The 23,587-nt window shown below is 41.1% G+C and carries 24 protein-coding genes; 21 read left to right on the top strand and 3 right to left on the bottom strand.

Features of this window, described 5'->3' with window-relative positions; translation table 11 throughout:
• Window positions 1–300 precede the first annotated feature (300 nt).
• The 10 genes from ACOXXR_RS06570 (at window position 301) to ACOXXR_RS06525 (ending at window position 8,475) form a co-directional block, all read left to right on the top strand.
• Window positions 301–1,047 (top strand): DeoR/GlpR family DNA-binding transcription regulator, encoded by a 747-nt coding sequence (locus ACOXXR_RS06570; protein WP_129268758.1) that lies wholly within the window; start codon window positions 301–303, stop codon window positions 1,045–1,047.
• A 208-nt stretch (window positions 1,048–1,255) separates the two neighbouring features.
• Entirely contained in the window at window positions 1,256–1,732 is a 477-nt protein-coding gene (locus ACOXXR_RS06565) for a PTS sugar transporter subunit IIA (RefSeq protein WP_048689142.1), read from the top strand.
• A 39-nt stretch (window positions 1,733–1,771) separates the two neighbouring features.
• Complete coding sequence (locus ACOXXR_RS06560; RefSeq protein WP_006148587.1) at window positions 1,772–2,077, top strand: PTS sugar transporter subunit IIB; 306 nt, start codon at window positions 1,772–1,774, stop codon at window positions 2,075–2,077.
• Between the two features lie 96 nt (window positions 2,078–2,173).
• Window positions 2,174–3,649 (top strand): PTS galactitol transporter subunit IIC, encoded by a 1,476-nt coding sequence (locus ACOXXR_RS06555; RefSeq protein WP_023026582.1) that lies wholly within the window; start codon window positions 2,174–2,176, stop codon window positions 3,647–3,649.
• A 103-nt stretch (window positions 3,650–3,752) separates the two neighbouring features.
• On the top strand, window positions 3,753–4,637 hold the full coding sequence (locus tag ACOXXR_RS06550) for an aldose 1-epimerase family protein (protein WP_048715588.1): 885 nt from the start codon (window positions 3,753–3,755) through the stop codon (window positions 4,635–4,637).
• Between the two features lie 69 nt (window positions 4,638–4,706).
• Complete coding sequence (lacA, locus tag ACOXXR_RS06545; RefSeq protein ID WP_023026584.1) at window positions 4,707–5,132, top strand: galactose-6-phosphate isomerase subunit LacA; 426 nt, start codon at window positions 4,707–4,709, stop codon at window positions 5,130–5,132.
• Between the two features lie 16 nt (window positions 5,133–5,148).
• Window positions 5,149–5,664, top strand: coding sequence for a galactose-6-phosphate isomerase subunit LacB (lacB, locus tag ACOXXR_RS06540; RefSeq protein WP_023026585.1), 516 nt, complete (start codon window positions 5,149–5,151; stop codon window positions 5,662–5,664).
• Window positions 5,665–5,675: 11 nt separating this feature from the next.
• Window positions 5,676–6,605 carry a tagatose-6-phosphate kinase gene (locus ACOXXR_RS06535; RefSeq protein WP_445278309.1) on the top strand — a complete coding sequence of 310 codons (930 nt, stop codon included), beginning with the start codon at window positions 5,676–5,678 and terminating at the stop codon, window positions 6,603–6,605.
• Between the two features lies 1 nt (window position 6,606).
• Window positions 6,607–7,587, top strand: coding sequence for a tagatose-bisphosphate aldolase (gene lacD, locus ACOXXR_RS06530; RefSeq protein WP_445278308.1), 981 nt, complete (start codon window positions 6,607–6,609; stop codon window positions 7,585–7,587).
• Between the two features lie 249 nt (window positions 7,588–7,836).
• A complete protein-coding gene (locus tag ACOXXR_RS06525) occupies window positions 7,837–8,475 on the top strand; it encodes a GNAT family N-acetyltransferase (RefSeq protein ID WP_129268762.1) in 639 nt (212 codons plus the stop codon).
• Between the two features lie 74 nt (window positions 8,476–8,549).
• On the opposite strand, the gene ACOXXR_RS06520 is transcribed toward ACOXXR_RS06525, so the two are convergent.
• The 3 genes from ACOXXR_RS06520 to ACOXXR_RS06510 form a co-directional block, all read right to left on the bottom strand.
• A complete protein-coding gene (locus ACOXXR_RS06520; protein ID WP_048689170.1) occupies window positions 8,550–8,822 on the bottom strand; it encodes a GIY-YIG nuclease family protein in 273 nt (90 codons plus the stop codon).
• Window positions 8,812–9,558 carry a tRNA1(Val) (adenine(37)-N6)-methyltransferase gene (locus tag ACOXXR_RS06515; RefSeq protein ID WP_233331691.1) on the bottom strand — a complete coding sequence of 249 codons (747 nt, stop codon included), beginning with the start codon at window positions 9,556–9,558 and terminating at the stop codon, window positions 8,812–8,814. The genes ACOXXR_RS06520 and ACOXXR_RS06515 overlap by 11 nt, the downstream gene beginning before the upstream one ends.
• A 98-nt stretch (window positions 9,559–9,656) precedes the next feature.
• Entirely contained in the window at window positions 9,657–11,996 is a 2,340-nt protein-coding gene (locus tag ACOXXR_RS06510) for a cation-translocating P-type ATPase (RefSeq protein WP_445278307.1), read from the bottom strand.
• Window positions 11,997–12,133: 137 nt separating this feature from the next.
• Here ACOXXR_RS06510 and ACOXXR_RS06505 point away from each other — a divergent pair, with 137 nt between their 5' ends.
• From ACOXXR_RS06505 to ACOXXR_RS06455, 11 genes are all read left to right on the top strand, one after another.
• Window positions 12,134–12,877 (top strand): lysophospholipid acyltransferase family protein, encoded by a 744-nt coding sequence (locus tag ACOXXR_RS06505; RefSeq protein WP_445278306.1) that lies wholly within the window; start codon window positions 12,134–12,136, stop codon window positions 12,875–12,877.
• Window positions 12,878–12,979: 102 nt separating this feature from the next.
• The gene (locus ACOXXR_RS06500) at window positions 12,980–13,663 is read left to right on the top strand and encodes a helix-hairpin-helix domain-containing protein (RefSeq protein WP_445278305.1); all 684 of its coding nucleotides are present in this window, start codon (window positions 12,980–12,982) and stop codon (window positions 13,661–13,663) included.
• Window positions 13,647–15,887 carry a DNA internalization-related competence protein ComEC/Rec2 gene (locus tag ACOXXR_RS06495; protein ID WP_445278304.1) on the top strand — a complete coding sequence of 747 codons (2,241 nt, stop codon included), beginning with the start codon at window positions 13,647–13,649 and terminating at the stop codon, window positions 15,885–15,887. The genes ACOXXR_RS06500 and ACOXXR_RS06495 overlap by 17 nt, the downstream gene beginning before the upstream one ends.
• Before the next feature lie 62 nt (window positions 15,888–15,949).
• Window positions 15,950–16,615 (top strand): DUF805 domain-containing protein, encoded by a 666-nt coding sequence (locus ACOXXR_RS06490; protein ID WP_048789620.1) that lies wholly within the window; start codon window positions 15,950–15,952, stop codon window positions 16,613–16,615.
• Window positions 16,593–17,630, top strand: a complete 1,038-nt coding sequence (holA, locus tag ACOXXR_RS06485; RefSeq protein WP_445278873.1) for a DNA polymerase III subunit delta — start codon at window positions 16,593–16,595, stop codon at window positions 17,628–17,630. The genes ACOXXR_RS06490 and holA overlap by 23 nt, the downstream gene beginning before the upstream one ends.
• A 71-nt stretch (window positions 17,631–17,701) precedes the next feature.
• A complete protein-coding gene (sodA, locus tag ACOXXR_RS06480; RefSeq protein ID WP_048789622.1) occupies window positions 17,702–18,307 on the top strand; it encodes a superoxide dismutase SodA in 606 nt (201 codons plus the stop codon).
• Window positions 18,308–18,401: 94 nt separating this feature from the next.
• Complete coding sequence (locus ACOXXR_RS06475; RefSeq protein ID WP_023023319.1) at window positions 18,402–18,968, top strand: helix-turn-helix domain-containing protein; 567 nt, start codon at window positions 18,402–18,404, stop codon at window positions 18,966–18,968.
• Window positions 18,899–19,786, top strand: a complete 888-nt coding sequence (locus tag ACOXXR_RS06470; protein ID WP_081697786.1) for an IS3 family transposase — start codon at window positions 18,899–18,901, stop codon at window positions 19,784–19,786. Before ACOXXR_RS06475 ends, ACOXXR_RS06470 begins: the two co-directional genes overlap by 70 nt.
• Before the next feature lie 243 nt (window positions 19,787–20,029).
• Entirely contained in the window at window positions 20,030–21,502 is a 1,473-nt protein-coding gene (locus tag ACOXXR_RS06465) for a helicase HerA-like domain-containing protein (protein WP_195348168.1), read from the top strand.
• 142 nt (window positions 21,503–21,644) lie between these two features.
• Complete coding sequence (locus ACOXXR_RS06460) at window positions 21,645–22,697, top strand: serine hydrolase (RefSeq protein ID WP_414283856.1); 1,053 nt, start codon at window positions 21,645–21,647, stop codon at window positions 22,695–22,697.
• 142 nt (window positions 22,698–22,839) lie between these two features.
• Entirely contained in the window at window positions 22,840–23,526 is a 687-nt protein-coding gene (locus ACOXXR_RS06455; RefSeq protein WP_061563760.1) for a Crp/Fnr family transcriptional regulator, read from the top strand.
• Window positions 23,527–23,587: the final 61 nt, after the last annotated feature.

Here is a 23,587-nt window from a genome sequence, read left to right as displayed (position 1 = left end):
CCCTTGTATATTTATAAGGAGACCGAAATTCGTAAACAAAACGTTTGCTATCACTCTGTGATAGCGTTATCAATTCTGTTAACATATTAAGAATACAACTTTTTATAAGTCCTGTCAACAGATTTGCTAAAAAAAATCTACTTTTTTTAAAAAGATGAACAAAAAATAAATTTTTTCTACAAAAATGACCAACAAAATAAGTGATTAATATAGAAAAAAATCGATAAAATGTTTGTTTCTTATTGAAAATGTTCACTATTATAGTATAATGAAAGCAGAAATAGGAAAGTAGGACATCATATGAAAGAGAGTAGACACGTAGCAATCTTACAAGAGTTGGATAAAAATGAAGTGGTCTCTGTTAAGGATCTAAGTGATCTCTTGGGTGTAACGGATATGACAATTCGACGGGATTTGATGGACTTAGAGGAGCAAGACCTATTGGTTCGTGTTCATGGAGGGGCCCATCGAAAAATCAAGGATAGTCTGACAGAAGTCTCTCATACAGAAAAGAACATGTTGAACGTGGAAGAGAAAAGGGAGATTGCTCAAAAATGTGCGGCTTTAATCGATGAAGGCGATACAATTTTTATTGGGGCTGGAACCACTACGGATTTTATTGGCGATTATCTTGAAGGGAAACATGTCAGTATTGTCACCAATTCCCTACCTATTTTTGAAAAATTAAAAGATCAACCCAATTATGACATTATCCTAGTGGGAGGTCGATATAGGGTCAAGACACAGACCTTTGTAGGGCAGTTTGCTAATAAGCTCTTAAAGGAAATTAAGGTTTCGAAAGCCTTTATCGGGGTAAATGGAATCGACGGTCATACAGCAATGACTGCAAACGAAGAAGAAGGAAATGGTAATAAAATTATTCTTAACAATGCCATTGAAAAGTATGTAGTAGCAGATAACAGTAAGTTTGACAGCTATTCTTTCTATGCTTTTTACCGTCTAGATGATTTAGATGCGGTGATTACCGATCATTCTATCTCTAATAAGGTGCGAGAAAAATACAATTCTTATACAAAAATTTTGTAAAAATTAGAAAAGAAACAGCTAAACGGCCAGGATTCAAGCAGATTCTGGTCTTTTTTATATCCTTTAATAGGGGAGGGGTTATAAATAAATCTATAAAAAATAAACAAAAAAGAACAAAAAATTACATATTGTAATTGACAGCGCATTCATATAGTGATATACTTATCATGTAATTAAAAGATATTTTAAAAGTGGAAGGGGTGAAAAGATGGGATTAAATCAACTGTTTAATCGGGAATTAGTCTTTTGCCTAGATGTTGCGAATCAAGAAGAATTGTTTGACCAGGTTGCAACTTTATTGGAAGAACGTCAGATTGTGACAGATTCTTATCGAGCTGCATTAAAAGAGAGAGAGAAATCGTTCCCTACTGGCTTGGATATGGAATTTCTAGGAAAGGATCTTCCGAATGTAGCGATTCCTCATACGGATATCATCCATAACCTAACAGAGAATATTGTAGTTGTTCGATTGAAAAATCCGGTAACCTTCCACAATATGATCGCACCTGATAAAGAAGTAGAAGTTTCTCTTTTATTCTTCATCATTAACAATTCTAGTTCCAGCCAAACAAACATTTTGGCGCATTTGATGGATTTCTTTACGACAAATGGAAATCTTGAAAACATGTCGAAATTGGAAACTGAAGAAGACTTATATCGCTATATCACAGAAGCGATTGCTTAATAGTAAAAATTAAAAATATTTATAATGGAGGTCATTCAAATGATTAAAATTTTAGCTGCCTGTGGTGCAGGGGTTAACTCAAGCCACCAAATCAAAAGCGCTCTAGAAGAAGAGCTTTCAAACCGTGGATATGATGTACAATGTGATGCGGTAATGGTAAAAGATGTGAATGAAGATTTGATTAAAGGTTATGATATCTTTACACCAATCGCTGCAACAGATTTAGGCTTTGATCCTGGTATTCCAGTAGTTGAAGCTGGTCCAATCTTATTCCGTATTCCAGCTATGAGCGCTCCGGTATATGACAATATCGAAGCAGCCATCAAAGAACACGGTTTAAGCTAATTCGTTTATCTGTATTTTGTAAGCGGTTCCTATGCCTGGAATTGCTGACATTCTTAATTTTGTAAAATATAAAAATATAAATCGGGAGGATTTATTATGAATGGCATTATCGATTTTGCCAATAAGTTTTTCAAACCCATTCTAGATATGGGTGCACCGATCATCATGTTGATCGTCCTAACTCTATTGGCACTTTTGTTTGGAGTGAAATTCTCCAAAGCGCTTGAAGGTGGTATTAAACTTGCCATCGCCCTTACAGGTATCGGTGCAATCATCGGTATGTTGAATGGCGCTTTCTCAGCGTCTCTTGCAAAATTCGTTGAGAACACTGGTATTCAATTGAATATCACAGACGTTGGTTGGGCACCACTTGCGACCATCACTTGGGGGTCTGCCTGGACACTTTACTTCTTGCTAGTTATGTTGGTTGTCAACATTGTCATGCTTGCAATGAAGAAAACAGATACACTTGATGTCGATATCTTTGATATCTGGCACTTGTCTATCACAGGTCTTTTGATTAAATGGTATGCGGATAAAAATGGAGTTAGCGCAGGAGTTTCCCTCTTAGTTGCCACTCTTGCAGTTGTTCTTGTAGGGATTATGAAAATCATCAACTCAGACTTGATGAAACCAACATTTGACGATTTGTTGAATGCACCAAGTTCATCACCTATGACTTCAACTCACATGAACTACATGATGAACCCAATCATCATGGTTTTGGATAAAATCTTTGACAAATTCTTCCCAGGTCTTGACAAATACGACTTTGACGCAGCTAAATTGAACAAGAAAATTGGTTTCTGGGGATCTAAATTCTTCATCGGTTTCCTTCTTGGTATCGTCATCGGTATCATGGGTACTCCACATCCAGTTGCTGATGTAGCTGATGCTAAAACTTGGGAATTGGTTATTAAAGGTTGGTTGAGCCTTGGTTTGACTGCCGGTGTCTGCTTGGAATTGTTCTCATTGATCGGTTCTTGGTTCATCGCAGCGGTAGAACCATTGTCACAAGGTATTACAAACGTTGCTACTAAACGTCTTCAAGGACGTAAATTCAATATCGGTTTGGACTGGCCATTTATCGCTGGTCGTGCAGAAATCTGGGCTTGTGCAAACGTACTTGCACCAATCATGTTGATCGAAGCAGTGCTTCTTTCTAAAGTCGGAAATGGTATCTTGCCACTTGCAGGGATCATCGCTATGGGTGTGACTCCAGCTTTGTTGGTTGTAACACGTGGTAAATTGATCCGTATGATCGTGTTTGGAACACTCTTGTTGCCACTCTTCCTTCTTTCAGGTACTCTTATCGCACCATTCGCTACTGAATTGGCGAAAAGTGTAAAAGCCTTTCCAGAAGGAGTTGACAAAGCTCAATTGATCACTCACTCAACTCTTGAAGGACCTGTTGAAAAATTGCTTGGTTGGACAATCGGTAATGCAACAACTGGTGATATTAAATTGATTATTGGTGTTGTTGCCTTCTTAGCATTCTACGTTGGAATCTTTGCATGGTACAGAAAACAAATGATCAAACGTAACGAAGAATACGCAGCAAATGCAAAATAATCCGCTCCTAAATATGTAACTTGATAAAACTAGGGTATCAATTTTCCAGACATGGAGGGGTAGCCTAGTTTTTTCTCTAAAATAACATGCTAAGGAGTGAAATATGAGGATAGCTTTAAAAAATAATGATCTGGAAGTTTGTTTCAAGGAGTTAGGTGGTGAGCTGACCTCTATCAAGGATCAGGAAGGTATCGAATATCTTTGGCAGGGTGATGCTCAGTATTGGAGTGGCCAAGCCCCAGTTCTCTTTCCTATCTGTGGTTCGGTTCGAAATGATACAACCATGTATCGCCCTCAAGGTGTTGGGAAGATCCCTCGCCACGGGCTGGTTCGCAAGAAAAACTTTGAGCTGGTAGAGCAAACAGAAGATCGGGTGACTTTTGGGATAGAAGATACGGAAGAAATGTATCAGCAATATCCCTATCATTTCAGATTAGAAATTTCTTATCAATTACTTGGTAAGAAGATTCAAGTAACCTATCGGGTTCACCATCTTGGTGAGGAAGGAGTCATGCCCTTTTTCGTTGGTGGCCATCCAGGATTTAATTGTCCGTTACTGGCGGATGAAGGATTTGAAGATTACTACCTGGAATTCGAACAAGAAGAGACCTGTAGTATTCCTAAATCCTATCCAGAGACAGGCTTGCTAAACGTCTTTGATCGGACACCTTTCTTACAGCAAGAGAAAATCCTAAATCTCGATTACGATCTCTTCCAAAAGGATGCCATCACCTTAGATTGCTTACAATCAAGAAGGGTGATCCTCCGCTCTAAAAAGCACGAAAAAGGAGTAAGCCTTCATTTTCCAGATTTTTCAAACTTGATTATCTGGACAACGCCAAATAAAGGGCCTTTTATCGCTTTAGAGCCTTGGTCTGGTTTATCCACTTCCCTTGAAGAGAGTGATTATTTGGAATATAAAAAGCAAGTTCGACTTTTGCCAGCAGGTCAAGAAGCAGAACTTAGTTTTGAAATCGAAATTTTATAGAAAATAATGTTGTTGAATATAGAAGTTTCTGTATTTGATTGAAAAATGAATTAAAAGAAGGAGCATAATATGTCAGTTATTATTGGTGCGGATGCAGCAGGTATCCGCTTAAAAGAAGTAGTCAAAGAATATTTGGAAGCAGAAGGTTTCCAAGTGGTGGATGTGACAGAAGAAGGGCAAGACTTTGTCGATGTGACTTTGGCTGTCGCTAAGGAAGTCAAACAAGCAGAAGACAATCTTGGTATCGTCATTGATGCCTATGGTGCTGGTCCATTCATGGTCGCTACTAAAATTAAAGGAATGGTTGCGGCAGAAGTTTCAGATGAGCGTTCTGCCTACATGACTCGTGGCCACAACAATTCTCGCATGATCACCATGGGTGCTCAAATCGTGGGTGACCAATTGGCCAAAAATATCGCCAAAGGTTTTGTAAACGGTAAGTATGACGGCGGTCGCCACCAAATCCGTGTCGATATGCTCAACAAGATGTGCTAAGGGGAGGAGTAAACGAATGAAAATTGCAATTGGATGTGACCATATTGTCACAAATGAAAAAATGGCTGTTTCTGAATTTTTGAAATCAAAAGGTTATGAAGTCCTTGACTTCGGAACCTATGACCATGCACGTACCCACTACCCAATTTTTGGGAAAAAAGTCGGAGAAGCAGTCGCTAGTGGTCAAGCAGATCTTGGAGTATGTATCTGTGGTACTGGTGTTGGAATTAACAACGCTGTTAACAAGGTTCCTGGAATCCGTTCAGCCTTGGTTCGCGACATGACAACTGCTCTTTATGCGAAAGAAGAGTTGAATGCCAACGTGATTGGTTTTGGTGGGAAAGTAACCGGTGAGTTGCTCATGTGTGATATCATTGAAGCTTTCATTCATGCAGAATACAAACCAAGTGAAGAAAACAAGAAATTGATTGCCAAGATTCAACATTTGGAAACCCATAATGATCACCAAGAGGATGCAGACTTCTTTACAGAATTCCTTGAAAAATGGGATCGTGGTGAATACCACGACTAAGAGGTGAGCTTATGATCTTAACTGTCACCTTGAATCCTTCCATTGATATTTCTTATCCCTTGGAAGAATTAAAGTTGGATACTGTGAATCGTGTGTCGGAAGTTTCTAAGACGGCTGGTGGTAAAGGGTTAAATGTCACCCGTGTCCTAGCTGAGAGCGGTGAAACAGTTGGAGCAACAGGTTTTGTTGGGGGGACCAATGGTCAATTCATCAAGACCCATCTTCCACGAGATGTCCAATCCTTCTTCTATGATATCTTGGGAGATACGCGGAACTGTATCGCCATCTTGCATGAAGGAAATCAAACAGAAATCTTAGAAGCGGGTCCAGAAATTATCCGGACGGAAGCTTTAGGATTCCTTCATCATTTCAAACTCCTCATGCCGACAGCGGATGTGATTGCTATTTCGGGGAGTCTTCCTACAGGGCTACCAGTGGACTATTATGCGAGCCTAATTGAGATTGCAAAAGAAGCAGGACGCAAGGTTGTACTTGATTCATCAGGCAAATCTTTAGAAGCGGTCCTTCACTCACCATTCAAACCAACGGTGATTAAACCCAATCGCGAAGAATTATCTCAACTCTTAGGACGAGATGTTTCGGCGGATTTTGAGGACTTAAAAGTAGTTTTGAAAGACCCACTGTTTGAAGGAATCGAATGGATTATCGTCTCCTTAGGTGGAGATGGTGCCTTTGCCAAACATGGAGACAGCTTCTATAAGGTCGATATTCCAAAAATTGAAGTGGTCAATCCAGTGGGATCTGGAGATTCAACTGTGGCTGGGATTTCTGCTGCCCTCAGTAGCGGAAAAGATGACGTGGCTCTCTTGACCCATGCTATGGTCCTAGGGATGCTAAATGCCCAAGAAAAGATGACAGGGCATGTCAATATGGCCCACTACGATGATTTGTATCAGAATATAATTGTAAAAGAGGTATAAGATGGTATTAACAGAACAAAAACGCAACTATTTAGAAAAATTGAGCACCAAAGAGGGTGTGATCTCAGCCTTGGCCTTTGACCAACGTGGTGCCTTGAAACGCCTTATGGCTCAGTACCAAGACACAGAACCAACCGTGGCGCAAATGGAAGAATTGAAGGTCCTAGTAGCTGAAGAATTGACACCATTCGCATCTTCTATGCTCTTGGATCCTGAGTATGGACTTCCAGCAACTAAGGTCTTGGATGCAGAAGCAGGTCTCTTGTTGGCTTATGAAAAAACAGGCTACGACACTTCTAGCACTAAACGTCTGCCAGACTGCCTCAACCTTTGGTCAGCTAAACGCATCAAAGAACAGGGTGCAGATGCAGTGAAATTCTTGCTCTATTATGATGTGGATAGTGCAGATGAACTTAACCAAGAAAAACAGGCCTACATTGAACGCATCGGTTCAGAATGTGCAGCAGAAGAAATTCCATTCTTCCTTGAAATCTTGGCCTATGATGAAAAAATCGCGGATGCAGGTTCTGTAGAATATGCGAAAGTAAAACCTCGTAAGGTCATCGAAGCTATGAAAGTCTTCTCAGACCCACGCTTCAACATTGATGTCTTGAAGGTAGAAGTGCCAGTTAATGTCAAATACGTTGAAGGCTTTGGCGATGGAGAAATTGTTCATAGCCGTGAAGAAGCTGCTGCCTTCTTTAAAGAACAAGAAGAAGCAACCAAGCTTCCATACATCTACTTGAGTGCCGGTGTATCTGCCAAACTCTTCCAAGAAACCTTAGTCTTTGCGCATGAAGCAGGAGCGAACTTCAATGGAGTTCTCTGTGGCCGTGCAACTTGGGCTGGATCTGTAGAAGCCTACATCAAGAATGGCGAAGAAGCAGCTCGTGAATGGTTGCGTACCGAAGGTCGTCGCAACATTGAAGAACTCAACCAAGTCTTGGACCAAGTCGCAACTTCTTGGAAAGAGCGTATTTAATTCCTTAGTTCCTAACGTATCAAATAGTCTTTCTAGAAAAATCTAGAAGGACTATTTTTTGTTTCTATGCAGGAGTAGTTCCGTCATTCATCAAAAATTGGTTCCCAATGTTCATAAATCTGATTAAGCTTTCAATCACTATTCAAATGACTTCTGATTTGTAAGGATTTATGTGATAATTTCACATTACAATCGAAAAAAAGAGTGTTTTACAGTATAATAGTTTTATTAGAATGAAGGAGTTGGCGTATGGAAAGGATCGTATATAGAGAAGCAAGGCTAGATGAGTACAAGCTAATTGGAAAAGTCTGCGCTGATGCTTTTATGAATTATCCATTTTTAACCGTCATTAAAGAAGATTTAAAAAAGCCTGAATACTTTCCGGCCTTTATTGAGCTATTGCATACCTTGTTAGTCAAGCTCTACATCAAAGGGGAAACTTGCCTAGTTGCTGAACGAGATGGAGAAATTATAGCTGTAGGACTCTTGCAACAAAAAGATTTCTCAATGGTCTCTTACCTACTAAATGGAATTTTTAAGTTATTCCGTTACATTAGCCCTTGGAAATTAATGAAATATCTGGACCTGGTGGAGCGTTCGGAGCAACATTTGAAAAAATCCGGAAACTTCGACTGGTATTTAATGATGTTTGCTGTGAGCCCAACTATTCAGGGCCAAGGTGTTGGTAGTCATTTTCTCCAAAACGGGATTGAGCCTTACGTCAAGGCCAAAGGTTGTAAGCGTCTAGGCTTGATTACCAGTACCCAGCAAAATGTCTTTTTCTATGAAAAAAATGAATTCGTTCTATTAGATTCTATGGTGCTTGACTATGGAAAACAAAGTGTTGGAAATTGGGCATTTTTGAAGACCCTTGATGACGAATCCTAGATGATTAAAAAAAGGAGCTCTTGTGGCTCCTTTTAGCATGCAAACAGATGATTGTTAGATCATTTAGGTTACCTCTATTCTGGATCTAGTTTAGATTGTTGATGCTTGATATAGGTCAGTTTTTCCTCTCGGCTCTTCCGTTTAAAGAGTGCTTCGGCTGACATAGCAGCTCTTTTGTCGGGGAAAGACTCTTGGTAGATCAAGGTCACAGGAAGTCTGGGACGTGTATATTTGGCGCCTTTGCCAGCATTGTGGGTTTTGATACGGCGTTCGATATCGGTGGTGTAGCCAGTATAAAGGGTCCCATCTGCACACTGGACTACATACATATAAGCTTTAGTTTCCATAATAAATCTCATGAATCTCCGGCGTATAGCTTCCATCTTCCTCATGGATGAACAGTGGAGGCAGAATTTTTAGACCATCTCGCGATCCATCTTTAATGGCCTCAATGAGAAGCATGTTGGCATCTTTATGGACCTTGGGATAGACAAATTGAATCCGTTTAGGAGCCAGATTGTAGTGTTTCATGGTTTCAATGATATCTAAGAAGCGATCCGGACGATGCACCATGACGAGTCGGCCATTGGACTTGAGAGTCCGTTGGGCCACTTGACAAATTTGGTCCAAATTGGTGGTGATCTCGTGACGGGCTAGCAAATAATGAGGGCTCTCATTTAAATTGGAATGCTCGTCCACTTTAAAGTAGGGAGGATTACAGAGAATAAGGTCGATTTTACTACCAGGGAAATGGTGGGGCAAATTTTTTAAATCATCGGTAATCATGGACATGCGGTCGGAGAGGCCATTCAAATGGATGGAACGCTCTGCCATGTCTGCTAGTCTTTCTTGTATCTCCACTCCAACGATGGTGGCTTTGGTGCGCGTGCTAGCAAAGAGTCCGACAGCACCATTGCCGGCACAAAGATCGACAATCAGACCACGGTTGGGCAACTTGGGAAAGCGTGACAAAAGGACACTATCAATGGAATAGCTAAAAACTTCTCTATTTTGAATGATTTTCACATCGCTTGAAAATAGTTGGTTGACGCGTTCGCCGTCTTTTAATTCGATATCGTTCATGGCTCTATTATAGCATGAAAAGAGGGCGGGGAAAAGCATAGAAAGGGATAAGAAAAAATAAGGACAGAACTTTCGTTCCATCCTTATCCAAGAGTTGTTTAATCAAATTCATATTTTTGATAAATGGTCGCCAAGATGAAGATTCCCGTAAAGAGAGCCATCAAGGCAAGGTAGACTGGGAAGGTCACAGCTGTCAATGTTCCGATTTCAATCAGACCTTTCAAGTAAAAGGCAGCAAGGTAGAAACCGCAGACAGAGAAGATGATTAAGAGACCTCGCCAGATATTGAGTGGCAAGCAAGCCCGAATAACGGACAAGAAGCCAATAGATCCTAACAAGTAGTAGGAAAGTGTAGACATATCCAGGCTAGACCAGCCATGATGAGCTCCCCATAAACGAACAAATAAGACGCTAAAGACAACCATCAAGGCATTTGGTAAGGCCAGATGCAAGGAGCGTTTGAGGAAGTGTTTTTCCACTGGCTTAATGTTTCGTTCAAAGGTCAAGACAAATGGAGGGAATCCTTCGACAAACTGATCAATCAGCGTAATCTGAATCGGAATAAATGGGAAAATCAACAAGTAGTTGATGTCAAAGAAAAGGGCACTTGCGATACAGATAATGGCCAGAATGAAGGAGTAGATCGTCTTAATAAAGAAGATAGGAGCGATTCGTCCAATGTTGTTGACGACCCGACGACCTTCAAAGAGAATTTCTGGAACATCATTGAAGTCTGAGTTTAACAAGACGAGATTGGCAATTTGACGAGTTGCAGGATCGCCTTCGGCCATCACGATGGAACAGTCAGCTTCTCGTAAGGCTAGGATATCATTGACCCCGTCCCCTGTCATGGCAGTGGTTCGACCAGCAGCCTTGAGGGTCTGAATCAAAAGTTTCTTTTGATGAGGAGAAACCCGTCCAAAAATGGCTGTACTTTCAGCTAGGTCCACCAACTCATCGTCCTCAATCTTAGAACAGTCAATATAACTTTCGTAGCTTTCAAAACCAGCTTCCTTAGCAATGTAAGAAACAGTGACAGGATTATCACCAGAGATGATTTTGAGATCTACATCTTGGGAGCGAAGATAATCCAAGGTTTCGGCAGCTCCTTCGCGGATTGGATCGAGGATTTCAATGACGGCGATTGCTTCTACATCACTTGGCAAAGTCAAATCATGCATATCGATGGCTTCCACACTGCGAGCTAAGATCAAGACCCGTGATCCATGGGCTTGGGCTTCCAATACCGCTGGAGGATTTTCTTTGAGGAGCATTTCTGGGGCCCCTAAATAAATGGTCCCCAAGTTGGTCAGAGTCATGGCACCCCATTTTCGATCACTTGAAAATGGAATGATTGATTCGGCTGTATAAGCGTGTTCTAGCTCACCATATGCTTTGCGGATAGCTTGGGCAGTTGGGTTGTTATCCTCAGAATTTTGCATATAGGCAGCGAGAATAACTTCGATAGTTTCTTCAGAAAAGTGTTCAGACAGGGAGTGAATGCCTTTGACGGTCATTTTTCCTTGGGTGATGGTTCCTGTCTTATCCAAACAAAGAGTATCAACACGAGCCAAGGTTTCCACAGAGTACATCTCTTGGACCAAGACCTTGCGCATCCCTAACTTGATCACGGCTGTCAAGAGAGAGGTCACTGTCAGAAGGGCAATCCCTTTTGGCAACATGCCTAAGAGAGCAGTGGAAGAGGTAATCACAGAATCTTTCATTGGAAGCAGTTTAATTAAAAAGGCTTCACAGAAGAGAGCAATTCCAAATGGGATAATAATCTTTCCAGTAAAACTAGAGATTTTTGCGAGATTATAGAGAATGCGGGAATTGATGGGTTTGAGAGTTTTTGCCTCTACCATTAATTTATTAGCATAGTTATTGGCCCCCACACGACTGACACGAGCGTAGACCTGACCACTCGCTAAGAAGCTTCCGGATAGAAGTTCATCTCCCTCTTCCTTGAGAACCAAGTCACTTTCTCCTGTGAGCATGGCTTCATTGGCTTCAGCAACTCCCTTTTGAACGATGGCATCACTCGGAATTTGGTCTCCAGCTGATAGCTTAATCAGGTCGCCAAGGACGATTTTCTCTGGATCAATGGTTTCTTCTTCCCCGGCTCGGATGACAATGACGAGCTCCTTACTCATCAAATTCAATTTATCAATCATCCGTTTAGCGCGGAGCTCTGTGGCAATTCCGGATAAGGCATTAAAGCAGATGACTGCAAAAAAGACCAGGTTGCTCCAGGCTTGTACCGCAACCAAAGCGAGGGCGATCACAAAGTTCAAAGCATTAAACAAGGTGAAGACATTGCGCTTGATGATTTGCCAGGTACTGGTACTGGTATTCGCTTTAAATTCGTTGGTTTGGCCACGCTGTATTTTTTTGCGGACCTCTTCATGGGTTAATCCCTTTAATTCATTCATTTCCATAAAAACATCATATCATTTTTTTAAGAAAAAGACTAGGTGCAGTCGGTTTGTTGACTCATCCAGTTTTTGAAAAGATTTGCGGGGAAGAGAAGGATAAGGTATAATGGATAAACAAGAGAATTATCAAAGGAGAAAGCATGTTTTATACCTATTTACGTGGCTTAGTGACCTTTATTTTATGGGTTCTGAATGGAAATGCTCATTACCATCATAAGGAACTGATTCCGAGCCAAGAGGAAAATTACATTCTCGTAGCTCCTCATCGAACTTGGTGGGATCCTGTCTACATGGCCTTTGCGACCAAACCCAAGCAATTTATCTTTATGGCTAAGAAGGAACTCTTTACCAATCGGATTTTTGGATGGTGGATTCGCATGTGCGGGGCTTTCCCAATTGACCGTGAAAATCCAGGTGCAGCAGCGATAAAATACCCAGTGAATATGCTCAAAAAAAGCAAGCGTTCCTTAATTATGTTTCCAAGTGGAAGTCGTCATTCTCAGGATGTTAAGGGTGGAGTTGCTGTGATTGCCAAGATGGCCAAGGTACGTATTATGCCTGTCACTTATACGGGTCCAATGGCTTTGAAAGGACTAGCGACCTGTGAACGGGTTGACATGAACTTTGGGCACCCTATTGATATCTCTGATATTGCAAAAATGAATGATGAGGGAGTGGAAGAAGTTGCAAGACGTATCCAGGCTGAGTTTGATCGCTTAGATGCGGAATCTCAGGCACTCCGCAACGACCGGAAACCTTTTATCCTCATCCGTTTATTGAAGTTTTTACTGCTGCCATTTGTCTTGGTTGTCGCTTTACTGACCCTCTTGTTTAGTTATATCGCAAGTTTTGTATGGGATCCGGACAAGCATCGGAAAGACTAATGAGTTTTCGTGAGAACAAGAATGTCAAAAATCATGTGATTTTTGACATTCTTTTTTTATTTCTTCGATTTTTTACGAATAATAAAAATAAAAGGGGTATTTATGGAGACGTGGATTGAGAAGATCAAGGAATATAAACTTTTTTTAGGTTTGGCTGCTGTGGGGCTAGTGATGGGAGGAGTATTTCTCTTTTGGCCCAAGCAAGCTCCACAAGGACCAGAAACTGTCATTTCCCAGTTAGAAATGGTGGATCAGGAGGCTTCTCCTAAGGAAGACACAAGCCTCCCTTCTAGCTCTCAACAGAGGAGTGAGGAAAAGACGGACTCCTCTCAAGAGAAAATCATGGTGGATGTGAAGGGTGCTGTTAGACAAGCAGGGGTCTACGAACTTCCAGTGGGGAGCCGGGTCTATGATGCTGTCCAAAAAGCAGGAGGGATGACAGACGAAGCCAATAGCCAATCCGTCAACTTAGCGCAAAAATTGGAGGATGAGTCCATCGTCTATGTTGCTAAGAATGGAGAGGAGGTAGCGCCTGTTGCGTCCGCATCTGCATCTGCTGGGACGACCGGTGGTGAAAAGCAGTCAAAAGATGGAAAGGTCAATCTCAATACGGCAACAGAAGCAGAACTACAGACGATTTCTGGTATAGGTCAAAAGCGAGCCCAAGATATCATTGCTTATCGAGAGGAAAAAGGAAAATTTCAGTCTGTTGATGAATTGAAAAATGTTTCTGGGATTGGCCAAAAGACGCTAGAAAAGTTAAAAGAGCATGTTACAGTGGATTAGAAGTCTCAACATTCATCCCTTTCATCTCACCCTGCCGGTCTTAGCTCTCTATTATTGGATCTACACGGGACACTGGCTCGCTTCGTTCTTCCTTCTGGCCTTCTTCATCTTGTTTAGGAGACGCTACGATGGCAAACGATTTCTGTGCCTCATAGGGTTTCTTTCCCTCTTTACCCTTTGTTTTGCTTTCCGAATCGAACAGGGAAAACAAGAGTCAAGCGATCATAGGGTCCCAAGGGTCATTCAGCTTTTACCGGATACCATCAAGGTGAATGGAGATGCTTTATCCTTTCGAGCCAAGTCAGGTAGCCGTACTTTTCAGGTTTTCTACCAGCTTCAGTCAGAGGAAGAACAAGCCTATTTTAAACACCTGGATCATGGGATAGAATTACGGATCAAAGGGGAATTGGAAACACCAACAAAACAACGTAATTTTATGGGTTTTGATTACCAGGCTTATCTGAAAACACAAGGGATTTATCACCTTTTGAAAATCAGTCACATTCTTGAAAAGAGACCTGTTGAGCCTAGAGATTTCATAGGGCTGCTGTCTAGTTGGAGGCGAAAGGCCCTTGTATGGGTTCACCAGCATTTCCCCCAGCCCATGAGTCACTACATGACGGGCTTGCTTTTTGGTTTTTTAGATGTAGAGTTTGAAGAAATGAGCCAGTTGTATTCGAATTTGGGGATTATCCATTTGTTCGCCTTGTCGGGCATGCAGGTTGCCTTCTTCCTAGATGCCTTTCGGCGCTTCTTTCTCCGATTGGGACTGGAGCAGGAAAAGGTTGCCTACCTCCTCTATCCATTTTCGCTTCTTTATGCTGGAATGACAGGCTTTTCGGTTTCGGTCGTTCGAAGCCTCTTACAGAAACTCCTGGCCCAGGCTGGGCTCAAAGGAATGGAGAATATGGGGGTCACTCTCCTCTTGTTAGTCCTTCTTTTACCATCCTCCTTGTTGACTGCTGGAGGTCTCTTATCCTGCGCCTACGCCTTTGTATTGACGCTAACCTCTTCTGAAGAGGAGAAGGAGGGAATCCGAAAAGTCATCAAGGAGAGTCTAGTGTTAACACTAGGGGTTCTTCCTTTTCTCCTTTTTTTCTTTGGAGAATACCAACCCTGGTCCCTTCCTCTAACCTTCATTTTTTCTCTCTTATTTGACCTTCTGTTGTTGCCAGGACTGAGTGTCGTTTTTCTCCTCTCTTTTCTGTATCCCTTGACCTTCTGGAATCCTTTCTTCGTCTGGATGGAAAAAAGTATGGAGTATCTAGCGGGCTTCACTAGTCAATCCTTGGTTTTCGGGCAACCAAGCATTTACTATTTCATCTTGCTCTTGTGCTTGCTAGCTTGTCTCTATGAGATGCGAAAGGTTAAGAAATGGAGATACCTGTTCCTACTCTTAGTATGCTCTGTATTTGCCCTTGTGAAGCATCCTTTAGAAAATGAGATTACTATCATTGATATTGGTCAAGGTGATAGTATTTTACTACGTGATTGGCGTGGGAAAACCATCCTAATTGATACAGGAGGAAAAGTGGACTTTGGCCAAAAGGAGGCATGGAAGAAGCGAAGGTCTACTAGCAATGCAGAACGGACCCTGCTTCCCTATCTCAAGAGCAGGGGGATTGACCAGATTGATCATATGATTCTCACGCATACTGACACAGATCACATGGGAGATTTGGAAGTGCTCGCGACTAAGGTTAGGATAAAGGAAATCAACATTTCCAAGGGGAGCTTAAAAAAAGACTCTTTTGTCCGTTTGCTCAAACGGTTGAACTTACCGGTAAAAACGTTGGAGGCTGGTGATCAATTGTCGATCTTTGATGGGAGTGCAGAAGTCCTCTATCCGGTAGAAATAGGAGATGGGAGTAATAACGATTCCATTGTTCTTTATGGTCGCTTTTATGGGTTGTCCTTCCTTTTTACAGGAGATTTAGAAGAAGAAGGGGAAAAGACCTTGTTAGCCCGTTATCCTCAACTGCGCGTAGATGTCCTCAAAGCAGGCCACCATGGTTCTAAGGGTTCTTCTCACCCTGCCTTCTTAGAGAAAATACAAGCAAAAATTGCCCTGATATCTGCAGGCGAAAAAAATCGTTATCAGCACCCTCATCAGGAAACCTTGGAGCGTTTCAAAGAGTTACAAATGACTGTTTTTCGTACAGACCAGCAAGGAGCGATTCGTTTTAGAGGGTGGAATCAGTGGACGATTGAAACCGTTCGATAGGAGCTGTTTGATTTCTAGCTTGAAAATTGCTATGATAAAGTCAAGGAAATGAGGTTACAAGTATGAAATCATTACAGTTGTTTTGGACGCAATATGCTGATTTTTCAAGAAGATCAGATAGAAAAGAATTTTGGATCAGCCAAGCCTGGCATTTACTATTTACAAGTCCATTTTGGATTTACCAATTGGTCTTACTCTTTTCAAATTCGAAATCAGAGGAAGAGGTGATTCCCTTGACCGGGATGGACGTTTCAGCTTGGTTCAGCATTTTTTTTCTCCTTTATCTCTATCTTATTTTTGTTCCCCAGCAAGCAGTAGTCGTTCGGCGTTTGAGAGATGCAGGTCTTCATTGGTCTTTGATTTTCCTATTTCTAGGCCCTATCTTGCTCTACCTTTTATCTCCTATTTCCATTTTTCTAGTCTTAGCTCTTGCGGGTTTGCTCTGCTTGGCTTGTCTCCTGGTCCTTCCAAGTGCTAGACTTGCACAACCGGACCAGAATGCTTCTCAAGGATTTGCTTCGACGAGTCCCGAGGTCTCTTCGCCAAGTATGCCATCCCATTTGATGGATCCCAACAGTTTTTCAGCTATTCCCCAGATTGTTTCGGCTCCACCAACTCCACTAGAGAAAGCTCCGCTTGAAAAGAAAATGGAATCGGAACAGCCCCAGCATCAGTTTAGAGAGTGGAATGAGGTACCTTCAGAACATGCAGGCTTTACAAACAATTAAAAAAATCAGTGCCGAGAACCTTCCTCCTATCCTGGTTTTATCAGGGGATGACATCGGTCAGTTTGAGTGGATGAAAGAGCAACTTTTAAAGAAAGTTGGCTACGATTCGTCTGATTTGAACTATTCCTATTTTGACATGAAGGAAACAGCTTATTCTGAAGTCGAGCTTGACTTGGTTAGCCTTCCATTTTTTGCGGACGAAAAAATAGTGATTTTGGATCATTTTGTCGATGTGACGACCGCAAAAAAAAGATACCTGACGGATGATGAATTGCAGTCCTTTGAAGGATACTTATCAGCACCTTTAGAAACAACTCGCTTGATTGTCATTGCGGAAGGAAAACTGGATAGCAAACGAAGAATTGTCAAGCTTTTAAAAAGGGATGCCCAGTTGCTAGAAGCAACTGAATTAAAGGAACAGGAGTTGCGTGCCCATTTCGCGGAAGAGATCAAGTCTCTAGGGCTAGCGATTGATTCACAAGCCTTCGACCAACTTTTGATCAAATCTGGCTTTGATTTTAGTGAGATTCAGAAAAACTTGGAGTTTCTTAAAACCTACAAGGGAGCTTCAAGCATCACTATCACAGATATAGAAGAGGCTATTCTGAAGACACTCCAAGATAATCTGTTTGATCTGATCCAGATGATTCTAAAGAAACAAATTGATTCCGCTCGCAGTTTGGTCAAGGACCTTCGGCTGCAAGGAGAGGATGAAATCAAGCTTTTAGCCATTTTATTGAGTCAGTTCCGCATCTACACACAGGTCAAGCTGTTGAAGCAAGAGGGACGAACAGAATCCCAAATCGTTTCAGACCTATCAGAGCTGACCGGTCGAAAAGTAAATCCCTATCAAGTCAAATTTGCTCTAAGAGATAGTAGAGGGATTTCTCTAGCTTATTTGGAGCAGGCGATTTGTCTTTTGATTGATACCGACTTCCAAATGAAATCGGGAACCTATGAGAAAGATTATCTATTTGATTTGGCTGTACTAAAGCTAGCTAACCCATCTGTGTAAGCAGAATAGTTGAATAAATTTGATGATTGCGTTATCATTTTTATATACATAAAGAAATAGAGGTATTTTCCATGGCAATTATTTTACCAGATCTTCCGTACGCATACGATGCATTGGAACCATACATTGATGCTGAAACAATGCACTTGCACCATGATAAACACCATCAAACTTACGTAAACAATGCAAATGCAGCTCTTGAAAAACACCCTGAAATTGGTGAAGACCTTGAAGCTTTGTTGGCAGATGTAGAGTCGATCCCAGCTGATCTCCGCCAAGCGCTTATCAACAATGGTGGTGGACACTTGAACCACGCTCTTTTCTGGGAATTGATGACTCCTGAAAAGACAGCTCCTTCAGCAGAACTTGCAGCAGCAATCGATGAAGCCTTCGGTTCATTCGAAGAATTCCAAGCAGCTTTCACTGCAGCAGCAACTACTCGTTTCGGTTCTGGATGGGCATGGTTGGTTGTGAACAAAGAAGGGAAGCTTGAAGTCACTTCAACAGCAAACCAAGACACACCAATCTCAGAAGGGAAGAAACCAATCTTGGGCTTGGACGTTTGGGAACATGCATACTACGTGAAATACCGCAACGTTCGTCCTGACTACATCAAAGCTTTCTTCTCAGTGATTAACTGGAACAAAGTAGACGAGCTTTACGCAGCAGCTAAATAAGCTTTCATAATAAAAAAGTTTGAATCAAGAGGTCCCTTAAAGGAGCTTTGATATGTACCCTCTTTACTGGACACCCAGTAAGGAGGGTATTTTCATGCGTTACAGTCATGAGTATAAGTTAGAGTGTATTGAGCTATATAGAAAAGGAATATGGCCTGAAACACCAGAAGGAATAAAAACATCAAACTTTCATCTAATGGTTCGATACTGGGCTCGTATCGAAGAAGAAAATGGACCAGATGCATTAAAGCACTTAGGTAATAACAAAGTGTGGACCCCTGAAGCGAAATATGAATTAGTTGCTAAAGTATTAGCAGGACAATCCAACAAGTCAGTTGCTGTTTCTGCAGGTATAAATAATGGAATGCTATATACCTGGGTTCGCAAATACAAAGAATTAGGTTACAATGGTCTTGTGAATAAAAAGAAAGGTCGCAAGAGTAAGAACCCTGTTATGAAAAAGAAAACGATTAAGCCCAAACCTTTAACTGAATCAGAACGTGAAGAGTTAATCAGACTAAGAGAAGAAATTGCGGCAATGAAAGCGGAGATTGAAGTAGTAAAAAAAAGGATCGCCTTGAGGCAAGAAAGATGGGCTGCGCAACTCAAGGCGAAAAAGCAGCAATCATCAAAGCGCTCAGAGAAGAAGGATACCAATTAAAGCACCTACTAAAAGGTTTAAATATGCCTAAATCAACTTACTACTACGAAATCAGTAAAGTTGATACTGTAGACTTTAGAAATATTAAGCTCACTGAAGAAATCAAGAAAATATTTAGCCAGCATAAAGGTAGATATGGTGTGAGAAGAGTGTATAGAGAGCTCTTAAGACGTGGAAATTCTGTCAATCATAAAAGAGTACAACGTATCATGCATTCACTTGGATTGCAAGGCAAAAGACCTAAAGAAAAGTATCACTCATTCAAGGGTGAAGTAGGTAAAGTAGCACCAAACATAATAGATAGAGACTTTACAGCAACAGCACCACTTCAGAAGTGGACAACTGATGTATCTCAGTTTAACTTTTCATGGGGAAAGTGTTACCTTTCTCCGATAATTGATATGTACACAAATGAAGTTATTTCATATGACTTGTCGATGAGTCCAAACCTAAATCAAATCAAGAGAATGCTAGAGATGGCGTTTAAAAAGTTCAAATCACTTACAGGATTAATATTTCATTCAGATCAAGGATGGCAATATCAACACAACTACTATCGTCAGGAACTAAAAAACAGGGGAATTATCCAATCAATGTCTAGACGTGGCAATTGTATAGATAATTGCATTATGGAAACATTCTTTGGACGTCTAAAGAATGAAATGTACTACAGCTACGAGAAAGAATATGAATCATTTGAGAGCTTTTCAAAAGCACTAGATGAATACATAAGTTATTACAACAATGAAAGAATACAAGGAAAAACAAAATGGATGCCACCTGTAATGTACAGGATAGCATCCATGTGTTCCACTTAGTTCATAACATGTGTCCAGGATTCTGGGTACATATCACTTCTCGATTCAGGCTTTTTATTTTTCAAATTAGCCAACATAGTCTCAAATGAATACCCCATTTTAGGAGGGATATTTCTTGCGTTTATACCTGAAAATGATACACTAGAAGAGTATGTGAAAGTGAGGAGAAAGGCTTCCTACATAAGAAAGAAGCCTTGTCACTTTTTCTGAAAAAACTGTGCCTTAACAAAAGGGAGAATGAAAATGACAAGTATTACGATTACAAAAGGAGCAGTGGATACGCCACTTTATCTAAAAATGCTCAACCGCCACGGTTTAATTGCAGGAGCTACTGGTACAGGGAAAACCGTGACCTTAAAAGTCATAACTGAAAAATTAAGTCAGCAAGGGATTCCGGTGTTTCTAGCAGACATCAAGGGAGATCTTTCAGGTCTTGCAAAAGCTGGACAATGGACTCCAAAGATGGAAGAGCGCTATAAGCTACTAGGTATTACAGATCCTTTTGAACCTCAAGCTTTTCCAGTTCGCTTATGGGATGTCTTTGGTCAAGCAGGCCATCCAGTCCGTGCAACGATTGAAGGAATGGGCTCTCTTTTGCTAGCGCGCTTGTTGGACCTCAACGAAACGCAAACAGGGATTTTGGCCATCGTCTTTAAATTAGCCAAAGAAAAAAATTGGCCTTTGATTGATTTGAAGGATTTGCAGAGTCTTTTGAAGGAAGTCTATGACCATGCCTCAGATTATTCCGCTCAATACGGCAATATCAGTAAACAATCAGTAGGAGCTATTCAACGAAGCTTGTTAGTGCTAGAGCAAGAGGGGGCAGATCAATTCTTCGGAGAGCCTGCCTTGGATCTTCAAGATTTTATGCAATTGGACAGCAGTGGACGAGGCTACATCAACATTCTATCAGCGACTCGTCTTTTCAACTCCCCTAAGCTCTATTCAACCTTCCTTATCTGGATGTTATCTCGTCTGTTCGAAACCTTGCCAGAAGTTGGAGATTTAGAAAAACCAAAATTTGTCTTCTTCTTTGATGAAGCCCACCTTTTGTTTAATGATGCGAGCAAGCTCTTCCTTGAAAAAGTTGAGCAAGTCGTTCGACTCATCCGGTCTAAAGGAGTGGGGATCTACTTTATTACACAGAATCCTCAAGATCTTCCTGAATCTGTATTGGCCCAGCTTGGGAATCGTGTCCAACATGCTTTGCGTGCCTATACGCCAAAGGAAATGAAGGCTATCAAAGTTGCTGCTCAAAGCTTCCGACCAAACCCAGAATTTGATACGGAAACTGTCTTGACGGAGTTGGGAACAGGGGAAGCTCTCGTTTCCTTCCTAAATGAAAAGGGGCAACCAAGTGTGGTTGAACGCTCCCATATTTTGTCTCCACAATCGAGTTTTGATTTGTTAAACGAGAGTGAACAGTTGGCCTTGATGACCAGCTCTCCTTTCCATCAAAAATATGCTGTTCGAGTAGACAATGAATCAGCTTATGAAAAATTGACTGAAAAATCTGCTAGAGAAGAGAAGGAAAAGGAGCGGGAAGAGGAAGATAAAGCAAGAGTTGCAGAAGAGAAGGCCAGTCAAAAACGGAGTCCGGGCCGTCCGCGGAAATCTAGTTTAGAAAAGGCCAAAGATTCCTTTATCAGTTCCTTGTTCCGTACCATTGCGCGTGAAGTGGCAAAACTGATCATGGGATCCTTTAAGCGGAAATAAGACAGTCAAAAGGGGATGGACTATTAGGAAAATGAAGAAGGATTGACCTGGAAATCGTTAAAAAATTTCTTCTAGAAGAAATCGTTTTCTGATCCGGAAACACCTTGTTATTTTAAAGAGAATCTTTTATAATTAACTTCATATGAAAAAAATATTTAATGTTCGATCGATCATGATTGTGTTGGGAATTTTACTATGTATAGGAGGAGTTGGAGCGTTAACTTACCTCCATCTTCATCAGGCTCCGGCCTCACCACTTGCTCAAGAGGGAACGACGGCTCAACCAGTTGAGTCCAAGGAAGAGAAGCAGCCCCTCCAACCTCCTCGTGTCAAAACTCCTGAAGAAAAACAAGCTGTCATAGATCAAGATCGTGAAACAATGGAGAATTTGGGTCTTGTCTATGATTATGCCAATAAAGGCTTAGTTGAAGTTGTACAAGACTACATGGCTGAATATGGTATTGATCCTTCCCAAATTACCTTTACCTACAAAAATCCTGCGACAGGCCAACAATTTTCGATGAATGAGTTGCAGCCGATGACAGCTGGAAGTACCTATAAACTCCCCCTCAATATGTTAGTCGTGGATGAAGTCGATGCAGGGAAGTTAAACTTAACGGATGAGTTTGATATTACCAATACTTACTACGAGTACCTTGGAGAGCACGATAATTATGTAGCTGCCTTTGGTGGCGCTATGACGATCCCAGATATGCAACGTTATTCTCTTGTCTATTCAGAAAATACGCCGGCATATGCCTTGGCCGACCGCTTTGGTGGTATGGACAATGTTTACGGAAAGTATGAAAAGTATGGAAAATCCCGTGCAGAAATAAAAACCATCAGTCCTGAAAACAAAACAACATCTGATTACTATATTCAAGTCTTAGACTATCTTTGGAATCATAAAGAAAAATATGCGACCTTGCTAGAATTAATCGGAGAGTCCTTTCCGAATGAATACTACAAACGGTATTTACCAGATTTAGTCATTCAGCAAAAACCTGGTTATGTAGCGGAAGCCCTCAATGTCGAAGCCATCGTTTACGAACAAACACCTTACCTCATCTCGATTTTTACAGCTGGTCTAGGGGGAACTACTCCAGAAAGTACGGAGATCAGTGGCTATGGTCTTCATTTACTTGGCCAACTCTGCTATGTGATCAATGAATGGCACCGTGTAAATGTCAATTAACGATTTAGAAGCTTTCCCAAAACAGTTTTGGGAAGGTTTTTTCTATGGAAAATATTGTTTCATGGTTAAATCTTGGGGACATTCTTTGAGGTCAGTGAATAAATATGATATAATAACTAAAGAACCTTAAGAAAGAATAGAAATGATTACAAAAGAAGATTATCAGTTGATTCGATCCCATCCAGCTTTCTCTGAAATTCCAGTTGAAAAATTCGATAAATTGGCTGTAGAAATCCATTATAGAGAAATTCCAAAGGGACAGATCCTATTTTTTGCTGGTGATAAGCGCGATCGGATTTTTTTAGTGGTGGAAGGCTATGTCCGTATTGAGGAGTTTGATTCTTCAGACACCTTCTCGTATATGGATTACATTAAAGAAGGAGCTGTCTTCCCATACGGTGGTATGTTTACAGATTCAACTTATCACTATACAGCCACTTCCATGACAACCGTAAAATACTTCAGTATTCCTGTTCAGCTTTATGAGGAAATTGTCCAGTCCAGTATGGAACAAGTTCTCTTCATTACGAGAAAACTTTCAAAAATTTTGGAGTTCCAGGAGTTGCGGCTTCGTAATGTAGTGGCAGCCAGTGCCAGTGATCGTGTGATTCAATCCCTAGCTCTACTCTGTAAGGATTATCAAAAGTTTGGTCCAACCATTCCTTTTCCAATGAGCATGAAAGAGTTGGCTAGATTAGCTGCGACGACGAGGGAAACCGTCAATCAAGTGTTAAAGAAGCTCCTAGAAGAGGAGAGAATCGAGTACAAGCATAAGAAATTAACTTTTCTCGATCTTCCATTCTTTTTAGATAGTTTTGAAGAAGCCTAGTAGGGCTTCTTTTATTTTCTGTCAAAAACGTTAAAAAGTTTCAAAAATCAAATAAAAAAAT

Source organism: Streptococcus sp. KHUD_013 (genome assembly GCF_052588545.1).
This window is presented reverse-complemented; position numbering and strand designations above follow the sequence as displayed.